Raw genomic sequence first — 19,373 nt, forward strand, 5'->3', positions numbered from 1 at the left:
GTCGCGAATCTTGACGCCCCTAGCGGCGGCTGTCAAGGCTGTCTGGATGGATATCCGGCTGGTCGCCGATGAAGTGCGTCGTTACACTCGATCGCTTGTGCCCATCGCGCGACTGCGCTCACGCGCATCTTTCGTCACCTCCCGCTGCGTTCACCGAGTGCTCTCTCAGTCATGAATCTGCTCAAGTCCCTGGCCGCCGTCAGCTCCATGACCATGCTGTCCCGCGTGCTGGGTTTCGTGCGCGACACCATCGTCGCCCGCACCTTTGGCGCCGGCATGGCCACCGATGCCTTTTTCGTCGCCTTCAAGCTGCCCAATCTCTTGCGGCGTATCTTCGCCGAGGGCGCCTTCTCCCAGGCCTTCGTACCCATTCTGGCCGAATACAAGGCCCAGCAGGGCGAGGAGGCCACCCGCACCTTCCTGGCCTACGTCAGCGGCCTGCTGACCCTGGTGCTGGCCGTGGTCACGGTGCTGGGCATGCTGGCCGCGCCCCTGGTGATCTGGATCACCGCGCCGGGTTTCGCCGACACCCCGGAGAAATTCGCCCTCACCTCCAGCCTGCTGCGGGTGACCTTTCCCTACATCCTGCTGATCTCCCTGGCGTCCCTGGCCGGCGCCGTGCTCAACACCTGGAACAGGTTCAGCGTACCGGCCTTCGTACCGACCCTGCTCAACATCAGCATGATCATCTTCGCGCTGTTCCTGACGCCCTATTTCGATCCGCCGATCATGGCGCTGGCCTGGGCGACCCTGGTGGGTGGCCTGGCGCAGTTCCTCTATCAGCTGCCGCACCTCAAGCGCATCGGCATGCTGGTGCTGCCGCGGCTGAATCTGCGCGACGCCGGTGTCTGGCGGGTCATGAAACAGATGGGGCCGGCGATCCTAGGGGTCTCGGTCAGCCAGATCTCGCTGATCATCAACACCATCTTCGCCTCCTTCCTGGCCGCCGGCTCGGTGTCCTGGATGTACTACGCCGATCGCCTCATGGAATTGCCCTCGGGGGTGCTTGGCGTGGCCCTGGGGACCATCCTGCTGCCGGCGCTGTCGCGGACCTATGCCAAGGCCGATCGCCAGGAATACTCGCGGCTGCTCGACTGGGGCCTGCGGCTGTGCTTCCTGCTGGTGCTGCCCTGTTCCGCGGCCCTGGCGCTGCTGTCCGAGCCGCTGACCGTCTCGCTGTTCCAGTACGGTCGCTTCGATGCCCATGACGCCCTGATGACCCAGCGGGCGCTGGTCGCCTATGCCGTGGGACTGCTCGGCATCATCCTGGTCAAGGTGCTGGCGCCGGGCTTCTATGCCCAGCAGAACATCAAGACGCCGGTAAAGATCGCGCTCTTCACCCTGGCGGTGACCCAGGTGCTCAACCTGATCCTGATCGGGCCGCTGCAGCACGTCGGCCTGGCCCTGGCCATAGGTCTGGCGGCCTGTCTCAACGCCGGCCTTTTATTCTGGCAGTTGCGCCGCCATAACCTGTTCATTCCTCAGGCCGGCTGGACGGGCTTCCTGCTGCGACTGCTGATCGCGGTGGCGGTGATGAGCGCCGTCCTGTTCGGCCTGATGCAGCTGCTGCCCAGTTGGAGCGAAGGGCTGATGTGGCAGCGCCTGCTGCGTCTGGGCGGCCTGGTCGCGGCGGGCGTACTGGCCTATTTCGCCAGCCTGTTCCTGCTCGGTTTCCGCCTGCGCGACTTCAATCGGCGGGCGGTGCTGTGATTGCACATGGCCGGGTGTGCGCCTGTCCTCGCGGCGGGCATCCGGATATAATCGATTAATTTCTGAGCAATCCCTACCCATGCAGCTGTTTCGCGGTCTCCATCATCTCGACGCCTTTCCCAAGGGCTGCGTTGCCACCATCGGCAACTTCGACGGGGTTCACCTGGGGCACCAGGCCATCCTCGCGCGGCTGCGTGAGCGGGCGGCGGAGCTCGGGGTGCCCAGTTGCGTGGTGATCTTCGAACCGCAGCCCCGGGAATTCTTCCTGCCTGACATCGCGCCGGTGCGCTTGACCCGCCTGCGCGAGAAGCTGGAATGCTTCGCGCGCCTGGGCGTCGACAACGTGCTCTGCCTGAATTTCAATCGGCGGCTGCGCGAGTTGTCCGCCGAGGCCTTCGTCCAGCAGGTGCTGGTGGACGGCCTGGGGGTGAAGCACCTGGAGATCGGTGACGACTTCCGTTTCGGCTGCGACCGTGCCGGCGACTTCACCTACCTGAATCTGGCCGCTCGCGACCACGGTTTCACCCTGGAAGCCGCCACCACCGTCGAGTTGGATGGCCTGCGGGTAAGCAGTACCCTGATCCGCCAGGCCCTGGCCGATGGCGATCTGGCCCTGGCCGCGCGCATGCTGGGACGACCCTACAGCCTTTCGGGGCGGGTGTTGCATGGCCAGAAGCTGGCGCGTCAGCTGGGTTGGCCCACCGCCAACGTCCAGCTCAAGCGGCGTCGGCCGCCGCTACGCGGCGTCTATCTGGTCAGCAGCCTGATCGATGGGCGGGTGGTGCCAGGGGTGGCCAACATCGGCCAGCGGCCGACGGTGCAGGGCGATGGCCGTCCGCACCTGGAGATCCATCTGCTGGACTTTGCCGGCGACCTCTATGGCCGCCACCTCAGCGTGACCTTCGTGCAGAAGGTCCGCGACGAACAGAAATTCGCCTCTCTGGAGGCCCTCAAGGCGGCGATCGAAGCGGACGTCGCCACGGCCCGCGCCTACTGGCAGGGGCAACCGTCAACGAGCCTGGACTGACATGACCGATTACAAAGCGACGCTCAATCTGCCGGAAACGGCATTCCCGATGAAAGCCGGCCTGCCGCAGCGCGAGCCGGAAGCGCTCAAGCGCTGGCAGGACATCGACCTGTACGGGAAGCTGCGCGCCATCGGCAAGGGCCGGCCGACCTTCATCCTGCATGACGGTCCGCCCTATGCCAACGGCAGCATCCACATCGGTCATGCGCTGAACAAGATCCTCAAGGACATCATCACCCGGTCCAAGACCCTGGCCGGCTTCGATGCCCCCTATGTGCCGGGCTGGGACTGCCATGGCCTGCCCATCGAGCACAAGGTGGAGACCACCTTCGGCAAGAATCAGCCGGCGGACCTGACCCGCGAGCGCTGCCGCGCCTATGCCAGCGAGCAGATCGAAGAGCAGAAGGCCGGCTTCGTCCGCCTGGGCGTACTGGGTGACTGGAGCAATCCCTACCTGACCATGAACTTCGCCAACGAGGCCGGCGAGATCCGTGCCCTGGGCGAGCTGGTCAAGAAGGGCTTCGTCTTCAAGGGCCTTAAGCCGGTTAACTTCTGCTTCGACTGCGGCTCGGCCCTGGCCGAGGCCGAGGTGGAGTATCAGGACAAGCGTTCCGACGCCATCGACGTGGCCTTCCCGGTCGCCGATGCTGGCAAGCTGGCGGCCGCCTTCGGCCTCGGTGCGCTGGCCAAGCCCACCGCCATCGTCATCTGGACCACCACCCCCTGGACCATCCCGGCCAACCAGGCGCTCAACGTGCATCCCGAATTCACCTATGCGCTGGTGGATGTCGGCGACCGCCTGCTGCTGCTGGCCGAAGAGCTGGTGGAAAGCTGCCTGGCGCGCTACGGCCTGCAGGGCGAGGTGATCGCCACTGCCCCGGGTACCGCCCTGGAACTGATCAACTTCCGCCACCCGCTGTACGAGCGGCTGTCGCCCATCTACCTGGCCGAGTACGTCGAGCTGGGCGCCGGGACCGGTGTGGTGCACTGTTCGCCCGCCTATGGCGAGGACGACTTCCGCATCTGCAAGCAATACGGCCTGAGCAACGACGACATCCTCAATCCGGTGCAGAGCAATGGCGTCTACGCCGAGTCGCTGCCGCTGTTTGGTGGCCAGTTCATCTGGAAGGCCAATCCGGCCATCGTCGCCACGCTGCAAGAGGCGGGCGCGCTGCTCAAGCACGAAGCGATCAATCACAGCTACATGCACTGCTGGCGCCACAAGACTCCGCTGATCTATCGCGCCACCGCCCAGTGGTTCGTTGGCATGGACAAGCAGCCCAACGAAGGCGCCACCCTGCGCGAGCGCTCCCTGGAGGCCATCGAGCAGACCCAGTTCGTCCCGGCCTGGGGCCAGGCGCGGCTGCACGGCATGATCGCCGGACGTCCCGACTGGTGCATCTCGCGCCAGCGCAACTGGGGTGTGCCGATTCCCTTCTTCACCCACAAGGAAAGCGGCGAGCTGCATCCGCGCACCGTCGAGCTGATGGAAGAGGTCGCCCAGCGCGTCGAGCGCGAGGGCATCGAAGCCTGGTTCAAGCTCGATCCCGCCGAACTGCTCGGCGAAGAAGCCGGCCAGTACGACAAGAGTCGCGACACCCTCGACGTCTGGTTCGATTCCGGCACCACCCACTGGCACGTGCTGCGTGGCTCCCATGCCGAGCTCGCCCATGACCAGGGTCCGGTAGCCGATCTCTACCTTGAGGGTTCCGACCAGCATCGCGGCTGGTTCCACTCCTCGCTGTTGACCGGTTGCGCCATCGACGGCCATGCCCCCTACAAGGAGCTGCTGACCCACGGTTTCACCGTGGACGAGCAGGGCCGCAAGCAGTCCAAGTCGCTGGGCAACGTGGTCGCTCCGCAAAAGGTCATCGACAGCCTGGGCGCCGACATCCTGCGCCTCTGGGTCGCCTCGACCGACTACACCGGCGAGATGGCGGTCTCCGACCAGATACTGCAGCGCAGCGCCGACTCCTATCGCCGCATCCGTAACACCGCGCGCTTCCTGCTCTCCAACCTGTCCGGCTTCGATCCGGCGGTTAATCGGGTCGCCCCCGAGGACATGATCGACCTGGACCGCTGGGCCGTGGATCGCGCCCTGTTGCTGCAACGGGAAATCGAGCAGGCCTACGCTGAGTACCGCTTCCTCAACGTCTACCAGAAGGTGCACAACTTCTGCGTGCAGGAGCTGGGTGGCTTCTACTTGGACATCATCAAGGACCGCCAGTACACCACCGGCGCCGACAGCCTGCCGCGGCGTTCCTGCCAGACCGCGCTGTACCTGATCGCCGAGGCCCTGGTGCGCTGGATCGCGCCCATCCTGTCCTTTACCGCCGACGAGATCTGGCAGTACCTGCCGGGCGAGCGGGAAGAGTCGGTGATGCTGACCACCTGGTACGACGGCCTCTTCGCCCTGCCCGAGGGCGCGACCCTGGATCGCGCCTACTGGGATCAGGTCATGGCGGTCAAGGCCGCGGTCAACAAGGAACTGGAAAACCAGCGTGCGGCCAAGACCCTCGGCGGCAGCCTGCAGGCGGAGATCACCCTCTACGCCGACAGCGCTCTGCAGACCGTGCTGGAGGCCCTGGGCAACGAACTGAGGTTCGTGCTGATCTCGTCCCAGGCGGCTGTCCAGCCGCTGGAACAGGCCCCGGAAGGCGCCGTGGTCAGCGAGCTGAGCGGGCTCAAGCTGGTGGTGCGCAAGTCCGAGGCACCCAAGTGCGCCCGCTGCTGGCACCACAGCCACAGCGTCGGCCAGGATGCCGCACACCCGGAGATCTGCGAGCGTTGCGTGACCAACGTCTACGGCGCAGGCGAGGTGCGTGAGCATGCGTGACGCCCAGCGTTTCGGTGCCTTGCCCTGGTTGGCCCTGAGTGTGTTAGTGATCCTGCTGGATCAGCTGACCAAGCTTTACTTCCAGGCCAACCTGTCGCTTTACCAGCAGGTGCCGGTGATTCCGGACATCCTCAGCTGGACCCTGGCCTACAACCCTGGCGCGGCCTTCAGCTTCCTGGCCGATCACTCCGGCTGGCAGCGCTGGTTCTTCGCTGGCATCGCGGCGGTAGTGAGCGTGGTCCTGGTGGTCTGGCTCAAGCGCCTGCGCAACGACACCTGGACCGCCATCGCCCTGGCCCTGATCCTTGGTGGCGCCCTGGGCAATCTCTATGACCGCTTGGTGCTGGGCCATGTCGTCGACTTCATCCTGGTGCACTGGCGTCAGGAGTGGCGCTATCCGGCCTTCAACCTGGCCGACAGCGCCATTACCGTCGGTGCCATCATGCTGGCGCTGGACATGTTCCGTAAGAAGAAACCCGAGGAAGCCCATGGCTGAGATAACCATAGGTCCGGATACCCGGGTCACCCTGCATTTCGCCATCAAGCTGCAGAACGGCGACGTGGTGGACAGCACCTTCGACAAGGCGCCGGCCACCTTCACCGTTGGTGACGGCAATCTGCTGCCTGGTTTCGAGCAGGCGCTGTTCGGCCTGGAAGCCGGTACCAAGACCAGCCTGACCATTCCGCCGGAGCGTGGCTTCGGCCAGCCCAATGACGGCAATCTGCAGACCATGGCCCGGGACGACTTCAGCGACATGGAGCTGTCGCCCGGCCTGCTGATCATCTTCAGCGACGCCGCCGGCGGCGAGATGCCTGGCGTGGTCAAGAGCTACGACGACGAGCAGGTGATCATCGACTTCAACCACCCGCTGGCCGGCCGTGTGCTGACCTTCGACGTGGAAATTCTGGCCATCGAGCCTGCCGTCTCCCATTGATCCAACGCCGCCCGTGAAGCGGGCAGAGGAGCCTATGCAGATCAAGCTCGCCAATCCCCGCGGCTTCTGCGCCGGCGTGGACCGCGCCATCGACATCGTCGACCGGGCGCTGGACGTTTTCGGTCCGCCCATCTATGTGCGTCACGAAGTGGTGCACAACAAGTTCGTGGTCGACAACCTGCGCGCCCGCGGCGCCGTCTTCGTCGAAGACGTGGCCGACGTACCGGACGACGTCATCCTCATCTTCAGCGCCCATGGCGTCTCGCAGGCCGTGCGCCGCGAGGCCGCCGCGCGTGGTCTGAAGGTCTTCGACGCCACCTGTCCACTGGTGACCAAGGTGCACATGGAAGTCGCGCGCTACAGCCGCGACGGCCAGGAGTGCATCCTCATCGGCCACACCGGGCACCCGGAAGTGGAGGGCACCATGGGTCAGTACGACGATCGCGCCGGTGGCGCCATCTACCTGGTGGAAGACGAGGACGACGTGGCAAAGCTCGAGGTGCGCAACCCCGAAGCCCTGTTCTACGTCTCCCAGACCACCCTGTCGATGGACGACACCCGCAAGGTGATCGACGCCCTGCGCGCCAAGTTTCCCCAGATCAACGGCCCGCGCAAGAACGACATCTGCTACGCCACCACCAACCGCCAGGACGCGGTGAAGACCCTGGCGCTGGAAAGCGACGTGGTACTGGTGGTGGGCAGCCCCACCAGCTCCAACTCCAACCGCCTGCGCGAACTCGCCGAACGCCTGGGCACCCCGGCCTATCTCATCGATGGCGCCGAGGATATGCAGCAGAGCTGGTTCGAAGGCGTGCAACGCATCGGCGTCACCGCCGGTGCTTCGGCCCCCGAAGTCCTGGTACGCGGCGTCATCGACCAGCTGCAGAGCTGGGGCGCCACTGGCGAGGTCGAGCTGGAAGGTGAGCCGGAACACATCACCTTCACCCTGCCGCGAGAGCTCAGGGTAAAGGCGGTATAGGACGTCGCTGGCGCCCTAGCGGCGCCAGCAGTCGGCAGTGGTGACCCCGGCGCCGCTTTGGCCCTTCAAGCCGGTGTTGGTGAGCGTCAGATTCCCGCACCTGTCGTTGGCCATCGTGCCCGGGTTGTTCGGCGTCGCCGTCGCCGTATAGGACGTACCTGCATTTCCTATAGTGATCGAGAAGGTATAGCCGGTACCCGTGGGGTAGGGCGGGGCCGGATTATCCGGCACATCCGTCTGGCCGAGTGTCTTCGAATAGCGCCCTGTACCTGTGTTGTAGCGCTCCATGAATTGCGCCAACTGCATCAGGGATGCCTCGGCGTCGGTACGATTCGTCCTTCTGACATGCTCCATATAGGAGGGGTAGGCGATGGCCGCAAGAATGCCCGCGATGGCCACCACTATCATTAGCTCTATCAGGGTAAAGCCACGCTGTTGGCTTCTAGGTCGCATTCCAATTATCTCGTTCATCTGATTTCACGCCAGGAAGCGCGTTCTGAAACGCGGGAGCCTTTATTGACAGGTTCGCATTGGGGTTGCCCTGTTGCTGAGCCGGTATAGCAGATAAGGTCGGTATCAGCACTGTCTCCCCGATTTATATAGGTCGGAGTCTTCACGATGCCTTGTTGAGTATCGATGAGGCCTGAATAAGGAATCTTGGTACCGTCAGCGGCCAGGTAGTAGTCCTGATCATTGATCACGCCATCGCCATTGAAGTCGAGGGGGCTATAGGTCAGGCGTGAGCCGGTTTGAGCATCAATGATCATTAGCGCGCTGATCCCACCTCCTTTGCAAGCATCAGGAGAGGGAATAAGTGAAGTGAAGGTCAGGGCCCCATTCCTGAGTTTTGAGCGGGCGATAACGCGTTCCCCCTGGCGGTTGTTGTTGAAGGCTAGATCCAAGTACCAACCCGACTTGTCCGAAGGGATATCGTTGCTGCTTACCACTCGAAGAGTTCTGGTGCCTGACGACTGTTGTGCGATGAAGGTCTGTTGTACCAAGGCGCTGCGCTGGATCGTCACCCCTTTGTCAATCAGGCCGTAGTAACTCTCGAGACGCGGGGAGGCCGGCACATCGCTATCGCCCGTCTGGTAGTAGCTCCCTGTGCCAAAAAGCACAACCGGATTTCCGTACTTGTTTAGGGTTACGGAGAGCGCCGAGGTGATGGGCTGCACTGCATCAGTAGCCGTATTGCCTGCTCTCGCAGTAAACAGGGGGCTACTGCCAAGGGTGCTGGGAATGCCCCAGTTAGCCGGATCGGCGCCTTTTAGGTCAAAGCGCCAGATATTTCCATTGGTGTCAGGTACATAGAGCCGGTCGGCAATGCGGTCGTTAGTCAGGTCGACAGCTACAGCTTCTCCCAATCCACCACTGGTGTTGACGGTGAAACTGGCCATTACACTGCCGTTGGCAGCATCGAGAATCCAGACTTTACCCGATGTGGCGGTGCCATTGACAAAGCCGCTGGTTACAATCACCCCGAATTTTCCATTTTCCAAGGCCACCAGTGAAGGGCGTTGGATAGGGTAGTTCATTTGCGAAGACGAGAACTCCCACTTCACACTTGGTGCGCTCGGATCCGTAACGTCGAGCGCGAAGACGGAGTTGCCACCAGCGCCGGCGGTGCCTACGGCTAGGCTTTTCCAAGCGCTATCCACCCAGGCGTGCCCAACTGTTATCCCACCGTCGACATAGTACCGATGGCTGTAGTCTCGCTGCGTTAGGCGATAAAGCTGCCCAAGGAGGGTTCGGGGAATAAAAGCAAACAGTTCATTACCGCCACCACTTGTGGAGGTGTCAAATGCGTGCAGCATGCCGTCGTTAGCCCCAACCACGACAAAGGGTTTGTTGTCCTTTATGGTTTGACGGAAGGTCAGGTAGCCAGGGCCCGCTTGGCCCCAGGAGGCGCCGCTGAGCAGGTTGTAGCCGAAATCCATGGGACCCGCATAGTAGGGGTCTGAGTTTACGATATCGCCTAGCCGATTTTTCCGTGTCCGCATGGGATTGCTCAAGCGTGTTTCATAGGAGCGATCGCCACGCAGATAGTTGAGTCGTGCCTCGCCTTCAGCATCGCTAACGAGCGTTGTTCCATCTGCGGTCTGACGCAGGGCATTTTTGGCGTCACTGTCCAACACGCTCCACTTGAAGCTCTTGCCACCACTTGAATAGGTGACATTAGCGTCAAGTGCCCGAGTGCTTGAGGCCAGTGCGTTGCTGGTCAATATGGTGCGCCCATCAGGCGAGGCATTGTCTAGTTGGGCAGCTGCGCTCCAGGTGGCGATATTGCTGGCGACTCCTGAACTGTTGATGCTTACCGACTGCAGGTCACCGCTCCAGTACTTTGGCTCGAACGAGCTTCTAAAAAGGGCGCTGCCGGTTTCCAGTTCGGTACTGTTGCTGCCAAGAGAGGTGCTGGTTGTGCTTGTATCTTGGACAATTTTAGAAAAGGCGTTCTTGAGGCCGCTGACCATGGCGTCGGCATCGCCACCTACGAAGAAATTGTCGGGTCGCTTATCTCCGGTTGAAAGGGTCTGACCGTTGGTCGTCCACATGGACTCAGTGATACTGGATGAGGTGGCCTTGTCAGGATCAAAGTCTTGAGGGACGGTGAAGCCACCATATTTGGTGGCGAGCCAGTACTGATTGCTAGCCTTGGCAGTGAGTTGCTGATTTTCCCTGACATCTACCCAGTAGGTAGAGATAGTTTGTTTGCCGGGCAGGTCTCCACGTTGGTCCCTTACGTGAGCGTCATAAGCAAGACCTGCAATATAGGCCGAGTTTCCGCGTCCCGTAAATGGCGTATTGATGGTGATCCCTTCCAATGCAGCGACTTTGGCGGTCCATTTGCTCACGCCTACTCGCTTGTTCGCATCTGCCTTGTCTCCGTCCGAATTGTCCGCTTTCACCTCTGGTGGAACATCGGGTTCCGAATCACGGACAGTATTTCCTGGAAGGTTTTTGTCGTTCCACGTATTAACATCGCCAATGCCAAGGATGACGTTCTTTTGGCAGGAATAGGTGATGGGATCATTCCAATTATTAACAACAGGAAATCCATCCGCCTGAGCATAACGGCTGTCACTATCTCCCGACAGCTCGCTATAGGCGGCTACATTTCCTTGGTTCTTAAAGTAGCGTATTGCGGTGTAGTACAGTTCGCTAACGGGGTCGTAGTCTTTGAGGTTTTTATAAGTGCTGCCGCTATATGGCATGGATCCAAATTTGTTTATGTAGTTTATTATGCCGCTGTTGATTATGCGGTTGCTGCTATCTATTTTTAAACTCGTTGCACTGGCTTCTGCGGGAGAAGGGTTGGTAAACAGTATGCCTGTTGTTGGGCTCCATTCTGCCCTGTTTGTTGCCTGGTCTGGAGGGTTTGGACCTATATACGCCTGATTGGCTCGCAAAACCCCGCCATCTCGTAACGGGTCGCCATCATTGAGGTAGCTAAATGCCGAATAACGCAGGCGATCGGAATATTGTTGTAAAAGCCCCTCGGGTTTGTATTGGCCGTTGGGATACAGCTTGCAATTAGCCTCCTTGAGTGCTTCTGAAACACAAACTTTTACTTGAACTTTCAATCGGTAGACGCTTTTGACGGTTTGTCCACGTGGCGTATAGGCATTATTGAGTTTTCCTGCCGACCATTGTGCAGAATTTTCCGGGTCATAATCGACCCATTCAGCCTGACCTTCGCCTGAGGACCCGCCGCCACCTATTTTATCGGACCAATTGGAAATCAACATGTCGAAGTTGAGTCCCTGTAGGCGAATATTCAAATTTGCCCAGTTATTTAAAGGCAGCGCTCCCGTCAATTGCGCCATGTTCTGGCCGGTATTGATTCGGTTGCCGGCTGAGTTTTGACCGCTGTGACGGGCTTTTTGCAGGATGGTCGAGGTAGTGCTGTCGACAATTCGATTACCGCCCGTCAGGGCGCTGCGGAAAGGGTCGATCGTAGGGGTGGCGGCCCAGTTGAGAAAGTTTCCGCTCCATTGCTTGTCGCCAGTGCAGCGGAAATTAGAGGCGCTGCTCGTTGTGCCTACCGGATAGAAATAACGATCAACGTCTTGGGTGCCGTATTGATAGAGGTAGCATTTTTCCGAGTCAAAGTAGCCGCTGTAGCGAGTCGAAGAAATATAATTTCCTATATTGGCTACGGACAAGACGGTAGGCCACTCGACGGAGGGCACCAGCGCAAGACTGCCAGGAATGTCACTGCCAATGATAAGCGGACTTTGGGAAACAGCTGCTTGAGCTATGGGTAGAGCGCTGCCAAACAGGCCCAATGCAAGAGCTGTAGAGCAAAACCTGGCGGCAGATAGTGACGAGAGAGGATTCATTGCCGGATCTCCGAACGCTAACGCCTGATGTAGAGGGTGCTTATATTGACCGTGGAGCTGGCAGCTGGCGTGCTCGCACTATCCTGTGAGCTCCCGAGCCCCCTGCTTTCGATGCGAATGACGCTGGTAGTGACAGGTACACCAGCCTCAATACTGTCGCCGGCTTTGCGGATGGTAACGCCAGGCAGGGGATTCATACGATAAGTCGCCTGTCCTTGGTTAGAGAGGGTTGTTGCATTGGTCCAGGCTGTGGTGAGCGCAGCCGTTTGCCAGTCGGCTACAGAGCGATTCCTTGCTGCCTGCTCTGCATCTCGCTGGGCCATTTCGGCAGTCTGGAAGGCAAGGTTCTCATCGCGCAGGTTTCCGGCCATACGCTCTTGCAAGACCGTGCCTCTCATGCTGCCAATGGCGATCAGCGTCATCAGGAGCAACATGACCAGCGTCACGATGAGTACCGCGCCATTTTGTCGATTCGAGGAGTTTTTCATGGCAGGTGATTACGAATCCCAACGGTAAGCGTGAAGGCCTGGGCGAGTCGGCCATCGGCGATCGTCCTGTCACTACCCATGAAACGAAGGGTTTGATTGGGCGAAACCACATTCTTCTGGCGACTGACCGCGAGGAGATTCACCCGAACGGAAACGACACTCTGCCAATTGCCAGTTAACCTGGCGTCATTCGCCTCGAGGTAGTCACCCGTTATCTGGCCGTTGGCGTCACCTAGGGCGTATTGGATTTGCAAATCCTGAATGCCTCCGGTCAGCTCCTCCGGTATTTCGCTGGCAGCCGAAGTGTTGGTAGCTCCGTAGCGAGTACGCCATAGAGAGGGCGCACCGCTGGTAGGGTCGTCCCTCAGATAATAGAGGACGCTCTGATAGCTCAGAACCTGGGCTGTATCGTTATAAAGGCGACTGAAGCTATTTCCGGTAGGAAGTGAGACGGATGTGCCTGAAGTGCTTTGATTGACGAAAAAATCGCAGGCCACTGGATCCGACACAATGATGAGACTACCTTTTCTAGCGCCATTGTCCGCAGTGCCAGTGGTGAGACTCGTCGCCGTAGCCACGGTGCCGGTGGGTAGTGCCATGACTACCGGATTCACCGCGTGTTTGAGCAGAACAACATCGGTGGCCGCGGTGCGCGCATTGTATGTCGGACTTAACCAGGCAGGTACCGTGCCTGGATTGGTATTGCTCCAGCCTCTGATACCGCTACCGAGAACGTATCTTTCGTCTTCTATGCCATTTGTATCCCTGGTTAGGGTGGTGGGCGTCAGATCATTCAGTTGGCTCAGGCACTCGCCTCGATAACCCGCATTACGAAGGTCGAAGGCTAAGAACTCCAAGGCGAAGCGACCGGATTCTTGAACCTGTGATAGAGCTGCATTGGTTTGATATGTCTGGCGTGATGAAAGAAAGAGCTGAAGCACCCCGCCTATGAGAACCAGACCCAGCAGTAGAGCAATCATCAGCTCGATAATCGACAGTCCAGCCTGACGATGAAACGCTGTGCGGTTCATAGGCGGGTCCTGTAGGCAAAGGTTTCCGTTTTTCGAGCGGTTAGCTGGTCGCTTGTTTCATTGGCGCTTTTGATCCGCCCCCGCCCGTCATCCCAACGAATACTTACTGTAACGATGTTGCTGTCAGTCACTATGGTGCCAGTGCCCTGAGGTAAACTATTCGCCAGGTTATTCAACCACTCTGCGAGGTCGCGCTTGTCTTGGGTGCCTTCAACCGCATGAGTATTGGAGGACGTAGGAAAGGTACTGGTAGTGTAATTGCCGGCCAGCGCCATTTTTCTATTCGCACGCATTCGCTCCACGATGTCACTGGCTAGAACGGTCGCCTGCGAGCGGTAATAAGCCCCCTGATTGCTCTGCGTACTGACGGCTTGCAGACCAGCCAGCCCCAACAGACCAATAGCAAGAATGAACATTGCTATCAGAACTTCGATCAGGGTGGCGCCGCGCTGCCGGTATTTAGGGCTCATGGCTGTTGACACCCGTTTTGATTGACGGAAGCGCTACCTGTGAGGTTGATCGAAACGGTGCGTGTGCAGCTAGGTGTACTGAGTGTGAAAGTCTGATTTGCGGTCAGGGTGGTCAGGCCATTGCTGCGAAAGGTTATGCCAGCGCTTGGTCCGGTAAGGGTGATACCGTTGATGCTCTCCCAGACTTGAATCACCAGATTGCCCTGGATCAGTAGCCATCCAGCGGCCCAGTCGGTGCCGTTTTCACAGGCATTGCCCTGCGTATTGCGACGACAAAGCGTTACATCGGCACGACGTTTTAGTCCCTCTGAACGTGCTATCTGGAGCGCACCGACCAGTTCATTGCTGGCCACGGCAGCTCTGTTGCTTTGTACTGTCCTATTGAAAGAAGGCGCAGCAATGCTGACCACGATCGCCAGAATGGCGAGCGCTACCAGGGTTTCGATCAGGGTAAAGCCGTACTGGGTCCGCATCGTCGGTTTCGCCGGGCTGGAAGGCCAAGCATGGGGGATCATGCCTGGCTGGACCAGCGTACGGCGGATATCCGGTCGAAACGGGAAGGTGTCTGGTCGGGGCGTTCAGGCGCAGCGATCGCTGTCGCGAAGATCCGCTGTCTCGATTCGTCCGGCCTTGTTCAGAACGAGTCGTGCGCGCGGCTCGGCGCCTTGGCAGAGGATGAAGCTGCCGTTCAGGGCGTTGGTCACGCCACTGTTTAAAAACGTCAGATGAGGTAGCGTACGGAAATTGTTCCACCGCCAGTGCAGGCCCTCGGGGAGCTGACTGATCAGCAGGGTGGGCTCTTCGACTGATTGAAGGCCATCGCGATCCCAGTCGCGGAAGACGCGGGTGGTAGCCGACCAGAGGTTCGAGCTGTCGCACTCGCCGGTCGGTGCATGACAGATGGACACACTGCCATGGCCATTGATCGCAGCCGCCCGTGCGAAGTTGACCGTCTCCCTGAGTTGCTGAATGGCCAGCTGCTGGCGATTGATCTGCAGCATTCCCCTAAAGGCGGGGACGGCCAGGGAGGCAACGATACTCAGTATGCTGAGGCAGATCAGGGATTCGAAAAGGCTGAAGCCTCGCGAGGTGCGATAGGTCATGTTGACGTCCTTGTGGGTAGGCGGCCGTCCTGGCCACAAGAGCCGTTTTGCGCCAAGACGGCGGAACAGTCAATTCCAGGATGTAGAGGTATGACGTGATCTTTGATGTAGCGGTGGTCGGGGCGGGTGCGCTAGGGCTGATGTCGGCCTATTGCCTGTCCTTGAGCGGTCGGCGGGTAGTGGTGATCGAGCGCGGCGAGCCGGGGCGGGAGGCGTCCTGGGCCGGCGGGGGGATCGTTTCGCCGCTGTATCCGTGGCGCTACCAGCCCGCGGTGACGGCGCTGGCGCACTGGTCGCAGGATTTTTATCCGGTGCTGGGGGAGCGGTTGCGGCAGGAGACGGGCGTGGACCCCGAGGTCGAGGTGACCGGGTTGTACTGGCTCGATCTGGAGGACGAGGCCGAGGCGCTGGAGTGGGCGCGACGCAATGTGCGACCGCTGGCGTCGGTATCGGTCGCGGAGGTGCGGCAGCGGGTGCCGGTACTGGGGCCGGGCTATGAGCGGGCGGTCTTCATGGCGGGAGTGGCCAATGTGCGCAATCCCCGGCTGGTGCGCTCCCTGCGCGAAGCCCTGCTAGACATGCCGAATGTGACGCTGGTGAGCGAGTCGCCGGTGACCGGCTTCCTGCGCCAGGGCGAGCGCGTGGTGGGCGTGCAGACCGCGCGCGAGGACATCCATGCCGAGTCCGTGGTTGTCTGTGCCGGGGCCTGGAGCGGGGAATTGCTGCAGACCCTGGGGCTTGCTGTGCCGGTGCGGCCGGTGAAGGGACAGATGCTGCTGTATCGCCAGCCGGTGGGTTATCTGACCAGCATGGTGCTGGCCAAGGGGCGCTACGCCATTCCGCGGCGGGATGGGCATATCCTCATCGGTAGTACCCTGGAGCACGCCGAATTCGACAAGACGCCGACCGCCGAGGCGCTGGCCAGCCTGCAGGCCTCGGCCGCCGAGTTGCTGCCGGCGCTGGCCGGCCAGGCGCCGGTGGCGCACTGGGCGGGACTGCGGCCAGGGTCGCCGGATGGCGTGCCCTTCATCGGGCCGGTGCCGGAAATGCCCGGGCTGTGGCTCAACTGCGGGCACTATCGCAATGGTTTGGTACTGGCACCGGCCTCCTGCCAGTTGCTGACCGATCTGCTCACCGAGCGCACGCCGATCATCGATCCGGCGCCCTATGCGCCAGGCGCGCGGCTGGCAGCGGGCTGATCAGTCGATGCCGAGCTTTTTCAGGCGGTAGCGCATCGAACGGAAGGATAGACCCAGGCGTTCCGCGGCGGCGGTGCGGTTCCAGCGGGTCTCTTCGAGCGCCTGCATGATCAGCTGGCGCTCGATGGACTCCAGGTGGTCTTCGAGGTTGGCGATGTTGGCCAGGCTGGCTTCGCCGGTGGCGGTGGCCGCCGGGGTGTCGGCCAGGCGCAGGTCGGCCGGGCGGATGACATCGCCTTCGCAAAGGGTGTAGGCCCGCTCCAGCATGTTTTCCAGTTCGCGCACGTTGCCGGGAAAGCGGTAGCTCTTGAGCCTGGCCAGGGCATCTTCGCCCAGCGTGGCCGGGGCGAGGCCTGAGTCCCGCGCCAGGCGTTCGAGCATGTGATTGGCCAGGACGCCGATGTCTTCACGGCGCTCGCGCAGGGCCGGTACCTGCAATTCGATGACGTTGAGGCGATAGTAGAGATCCTGGCGGAAGGTGCCGGCGGCGACCTCGGCGGCGAGATCCCGGTGGGTGGCGCTGAGGATGCGCACGTCCAGGCTGAGCTCCTGCTGGCTGCCTACCGGGCGCACGGCCTTTTCCTGGATGGCGCGCAAGAGCTTGACCTGCATCGGCAGCGGCAGGTCAGCCACCTCGTCGAGGAACAGGGTGCCGCCCTGGGCGGCCTGGAACAGGCCCTGCTTGTCTTCAATGGCGCCGGTGAAGCTGCCCTTGCGGTGGCCGAAGAATTCGCTCTCCACCAGTTCCGAGGGAATGGCGCCACAGTTGACCGGGACGAAGGGCCGTCCGGCACGGGGGCCTTGCTCGTGAATCAGGCGCGCTACGCGCTCCTTGCCGCTGCCCGATTCGCCACTGATGTAGACCGGCGCCTGGCTGCGCGCCAGCTTGGCGATCTGGCCGCGCAGGGCGCGCATGGGGGGCGATTCGCCGAGCAGCTGGGTTTCACTGGCACCGGCTGTCGCCGGGGTGGACCCGGACAGGCGCAGGGCGGTGCCCACCAGCTCGCGCAGGCGCGGCAGATCCACCGGCTTGGTCAGGTAGTCGAAGGCGCCGGCCTTGAGTGCCTGGACCGCGGTTTCCAGGCTGCCGAAGGCGGTGATCATGGCCACCGGCAGTTGCGGGAGCCGCTGCTGGATGAACTGGATGAGGTCGAGGCCCGAACCGTCGGGCAGGCGCATGTCGGTCAGGCAGAGGTCGAAGCTTTCCCGTTCGAGGATGGCCCGGGCGTCGGCGATGTTCTTGGCGCTGGCGGTGTCGAGTTTCATCCGCCCCAGGGTGATTTCCAGGAGTTCGCGGATATCGGGTTCATCGTCGACGATCAGGACTTTCTGTCGGGCCATGCTCAGCTCATTGTGCGGGGATGGGCGAAGGTGATGCGAAAACAGCTGCCGTTCGCCAAAGGATGATAGCCAAGTCTGGCTTGGTTGCTCTCGCAAAGCTCACGGGAGATGTACAGGCCCAGCCCGGTCCCCTTGTTCTCGGTGGTGAAGAAGGGTTCGAACAGGTGGTCGAGTTGTTCGGCGGCGACGCCTGGGCCGTCATCGACCACCTCGAGGATGGGCAGATCGCTTTCCGGGTCGCGGTAGGTGCTGAGCCAGACCTGGCCGGTGCCGTGTTTCTGGCAGCTGTAGCGCAGGCCGTTCTGTACCAGGTTGGTCAGGATCTGGCCCAGCTGGTGGGGGTCCATGTGGGTCTGCAGGGTACCGGCTTCGGTCTTGACGTGCAGCGTCTGGCCGGCGGGCAGGGTAGGGCGCAACTCCCCGGCGAAGCGGTGCGCCCAATAGCGCAGATCGATCAGCTGCGGCGCGGCCTGGCGTCGGCGCGACAGCTGCAGAACGTTTTCCACCACCCGATTCATTCGTCGTGACTGGTCCTGGATGATCTGCGCCAGGCGCCGATCCGGTGTGGTCAGTTCTTCGGATTCCTGCAGCAGTTGCGCGGCGTGACTGATGGCCCCCAGCGGGTTGCGGATCTCGTGGGCGATGCCGGCGGTGAGACGACCAAGGGAGGCGAGCTTGAGTTGCTGGGCCTGCTGCGCGATGCGCGAGACGTCTTCGAGAAAGGTGAGTACCCGTTCGCCCTCGCCTTGCTGCAGCCGGGCGAAGCTGGGTTGCAGCAGCGGGCCGTTGGCATGGGCGCGCCAGGGCGTGGGACGGATGCTGGGATTGCGCTCCCATTCCTCCAGCCGCTGGGCGAGGCCCAGGGTCAGGGGCGTGATGGTGGCCTCGTCGTCCACCCCGAGCAGGCGCCGGGCTGCTGGATTGGCCAGCAGCACCTGGTACTCGGCATCGAACACCAGGATGCCGGTACGCATGCGTTCGAGGATCAGGGCATTGAGGGCTTCCAGTTCGGCCACTGCAGTGGCGCGGGTTTCGGCCAGGGCCTGGCTGTCCAGCAGCCGCCGGACCAGGCCCTGTACCAGCAGTGCCGTGGCGAAACAAAGAGTGCCCAGACCTGCCGCCTGCACATAGCCGCTGCCGCTGTCGCCACGGCGTAGGTCCAGGTAGCCGGTCGCCAGCAGCAGGGCGATGGCGGCCAGGGCGGCGATCAGCAGGCCGCGGCGTCCGCGGATCAGGACGTTGGAGACCCCGACGGTCACCACCAGCAGACTGCCCATGCCGCTGGCGATGCCGCCGGCCAGGAAGAACAGGCCGCCTAGGGCGAGGATATCGATCAGTGCCAGGGCGAAGGCGCGACCGCGCAGCAGCCGATGGCCGACCGCGAGCACTACGTTGGTGGCCAGATAGGCCCAGCTGGCCTGACGGAACAGCAGGCCGTCGACGGTGCGCAGCCAGTGCTGATCCAGATCGCTGGAAATCAGCACCACCAGCGCCAGACCGATGACGATGCGATAGAGATGATAGAGCCGCAGGACCGCGTCGGCTCTCAGGATGCCTGGATCAGTTGCGGTGCTCATGCTGCAACCGGCGATGTTCGGCGCTGCAATACCAGCGCTGGCCTTCGCCGTCGGCCAGGGCTCTTTCCTGGGGCACATGCACGCCGCAGTGGGCGCAGCGCACCATGGCATTGGGCGGCAGCGGAGGCGCCTTGGCAGCGGGCTTCTGCGTCTTGCCGCGCCACCAGCGTCTGATCATCCAGAACAGCGCGCCCAGGAGGACGAGCCACAACAGCAGGCGAAGCAGACCCATGGCGATCTCGCAGCGTGAAGGAGGGTGGAGTTTAGCAGGGCCGCCGCAGTGGGTGAGCCCCCCGCAGGGCATCGATTGTCCCGCTTCGCTGCATGCAGGAAAATG

General features: G+C 61.7%; 17 protein-coding genes. 7 read left to right on the forward strand and 10 right to left on the reverse strand.

Going from position 1 to position 19,373, the window contains the following annotated elements:
• The first annotated feature begins 171 nt into the window (after positions 1–171).
• The 6 genes from murJ to ispH all read left to right on the forward strand — a co-directional run bounded on the left by murJ (position 172) and on the right by ispH (position 7,487).
• Positions 172–1,710 (forward strand): murein biosynthesis integral membrane protein MurJ, encoded by a 1,539-nt coding sequence (gene murJ, locus NRG74_RS21585; RefSeq protein WP_257705278.1) that lies wholly within the window; start codon positions 172–174, stop codon positions 1,708–1,710.
• A 79-nt stretch (positions 1,711–1,789) separates the two neighbouring features.
• Positions 1,790–2,737, forward strand: a complete 948-nt coding sequence (gene ribF / locus NRG74_RS21590) for a bifunctional riboflavin kinase/FAD synthetase (RefSeq protein WP_017640853.1) — start codon at positions 1,790–1,792, stop codon at positions 2,735–2,737.
• 1 nt (position 2,738) lies between these two features.
• The gene (ileS, locus tag NRG74_RS21595) at positions 2,739–5,573 is read left to right on the forward strand and encodes an isoleucine--tRNA ligase (protein ID WP_257705279.1); all 2,835 of its coding nucleotides are present in this window, start codon (positions 2,739–2,741) and stop codon (positions 5,571–5,573) included.
• The gene (gene lspA / locus NRG74_RS21600; protein ID WP_257705280.1) at positions 5,566–6,069 is read left to right on the forward strand and encodes a signal peptidase II; all 504 of its coding nucleotides are present in this window, start codon (positions 5,566–5,568) and stop codon (positions 6,067–6,069) included. The genes ileS and lspA overlap by 8 nt, the downstream gene beginning before the upstream one ends.
• Positions 6,062–6,508 carry an FKBP-type peptidyl-prolyl cis-trans isomerase gene (locus NRG74_RS21605; RefSeq protein WP_007160800.1) on the forward strand — a complete coding sequence of 149 codons (447 nt, stop codon included), beginning with the start codon at positions 6,062–6,064 and terminating at the stop codon, positions 6,506–6,508. Before lspA ends, NRG74_RS21605 begins: the two co-directional genes overlap by 8 nt.
• A gap of 34 nt (positions 6,509–6,542) precedes the next feature.
• Positions 6,543–7,487: a 4-hydroxy-3-methylbut-2-enyl diphosphate reductase gene (ispH, locus tag NRG74_RS21610; protein WP_257705281.1), complete on the forward strand. Its 945-nt coding sequence runs from the start codon at positions 6,543–6,545 to the stop codon at positions 7,485–7,487.
• A gap of 15 nt (positions 7,488–7,502) precedes the next feature.
• On the opposite strand, the gene NRG74_RS21615 is transcribed toward ispH, so the two are convergent.
• From NRG74_RS21615 to NRG74_RS21645, 7 genes are all read right to left on the reverse strand, one after another.
• Complete coding sequence (locus NRG74_RS21615; RefSeq protein ID WP_307773989.1) at positions 7,503–7,958, reverse strand: type IV pilin protein; 456 nt, start codon at positions 7,956–7,958, stop codon at positions 7,503–7,505.
• Complete coding sequence (locus tag NRG74_RS21620) at positions 7,955–11,827, reverse strand: pilus assembly protein (RefSeq protein ID WP_184290405.1); 3,873 nt, start codon at positions 11,825–11,827, stop codon at positions 7,955–7,957. The genes NRG74_RS21615 and NRG74_RS21620 overlap by 4 nt, the downstream gene beginning before the upstream one ends.
• A 17-nt stretch (positions 11,828–11,844) precedes the next feature.
• Positions 11,845–12,315 carry a pilus assembly PilX family protein gene (locus NRG74_RS21625; RefSeq protein WP_184290407.1) on the reverse strand — a complete coding sequence of 157 codons (471 nt, stop codon included), beginning with the start codon at positions 12,313–12,315 and terminating at the stop codon, positions 11,845–11,847.
• Entirely contained in the window at positions 12,312–13,346 is a 1,035-nt protein-coding gene (locus NRG74_RS21630) for a PilW family protein (RefSeq protein WP_257705282.1), read from the reverse strand. Before NRG74_RS21630 ends, NRG74_RS21625 begins: the two co-directional genes overlap by 4 nt.
• A complete protein-coding gene (pilV, locus tag NRG74_RS21635; RefSeq protein ID WP_184290411.1) occupies positions 13,343–13,816 on the reverse strand; it encodes a type IV pilus modification protein PilV in 474 nt (157 codons plus the stop codon). Before pilV ends, NRG74_RS21630 begins: the two co-directional genes overlap by 4 nt.
• A complete protein-coding gene (locus tag NRG74_RS21640; RefSeq protein ID WP_257705283.1) occupies positions 13,813–14,331 on the reverse strand; it encodes a GspH/FimT family pseudopilin in 519 nt (172 codons plus the stop codon). The genes pilV and NRG74_RS21640 overlap by 4 nt, the downstream gene beginning before the upstream one ends.
• Positions 14,332–14,394: 63 nt before the next feature.
• On the reverse strand, positions 14,395–14,919 hold the full coding sequence (locus tag NRG74_RS21645; RefSeq protein ID WP_257705284.1) for a GspH/FimT family pseudopilin: 525 nt from the start codon (positions 14,917–14,919) through the stop codon (positions 14,395–14,397).
• Positions 14,920–15,059: 140 nt separating this feature from the next.
• Here NRG74_RS21645 and NRG74_RS21650 point away from each other — a divergent pair, with 140 nt between their 5' ends.
• Entirely contained in the window at positions 15,060–16,118 is a 1,059-nt protein-coding gene (locus tag NRG74_RS21650) for an NAD(P)/FAD-dependent oxidoreductase (RefSeq protein ID WP_437181203.1), read from the forward strand.
• Here NRG74_RS21650 and NRG74_RS21655 read toward each other — a convergent pair whose 3' ends face one another.
• The 3 genes from NRG74_RS21655 to NRG74_RS21665 are packed head-to-tail and all read right to left on the reverse strand — an operon-like array spanning position 16,119 to position 19,268.
• On the reverse strand, positions 16,119–17,459 hold the full coding sequence (locus NRG74_RS21655; RefSeq protein ID WP_257705286.1) for a sigma-54-dependent transcriptional regulator: 1,341 nt from the start codon (positions 17,457–17,459) through the stop codon (positions 16,119–16,121).
• 2 nt (positions 17,460–17,461) lie between these two features.
• Complete coding sequence (locus NRG74_RS21660; RefSeq protein WP_017640840.1) at positions 17,462–19,036, reverse strand: sensor histidine kinase; 1,575 nt, start codon at positions 19,034–19,036, stop codon at positions 17,462–17,464.
• Positions 19,020–19,268 carry a PP0621 family protein gene (locus tag NRG74_RS21665; protein WP_068383507.1) on the reverse strand — a complete coding sequence of 83 codons (249 nt, stop codon included), beginning with the start codon at positions 19,266–19,268 and terminating at the stop codon, positions 19,020–19,022. The genes NRG74_RS21660 and NRG74_RS21665 overlap by 17 nt, the downstream gene beginning before the upstream one ends.
• Positions 19,269–19,373 lie beyond the last annotated feature (105 nt).

The sequence above is a fragment of the Pseudomonas oryzihabitans genome (genome assembly GCF_024652905.1).
Lineage (GTDB): Bacteria > Pseudomonadota > Gammaproteobacteria > Pseudomonadales > Pseudomonadaceae > Chryseomonas > Chryseomonas benzopyrenica.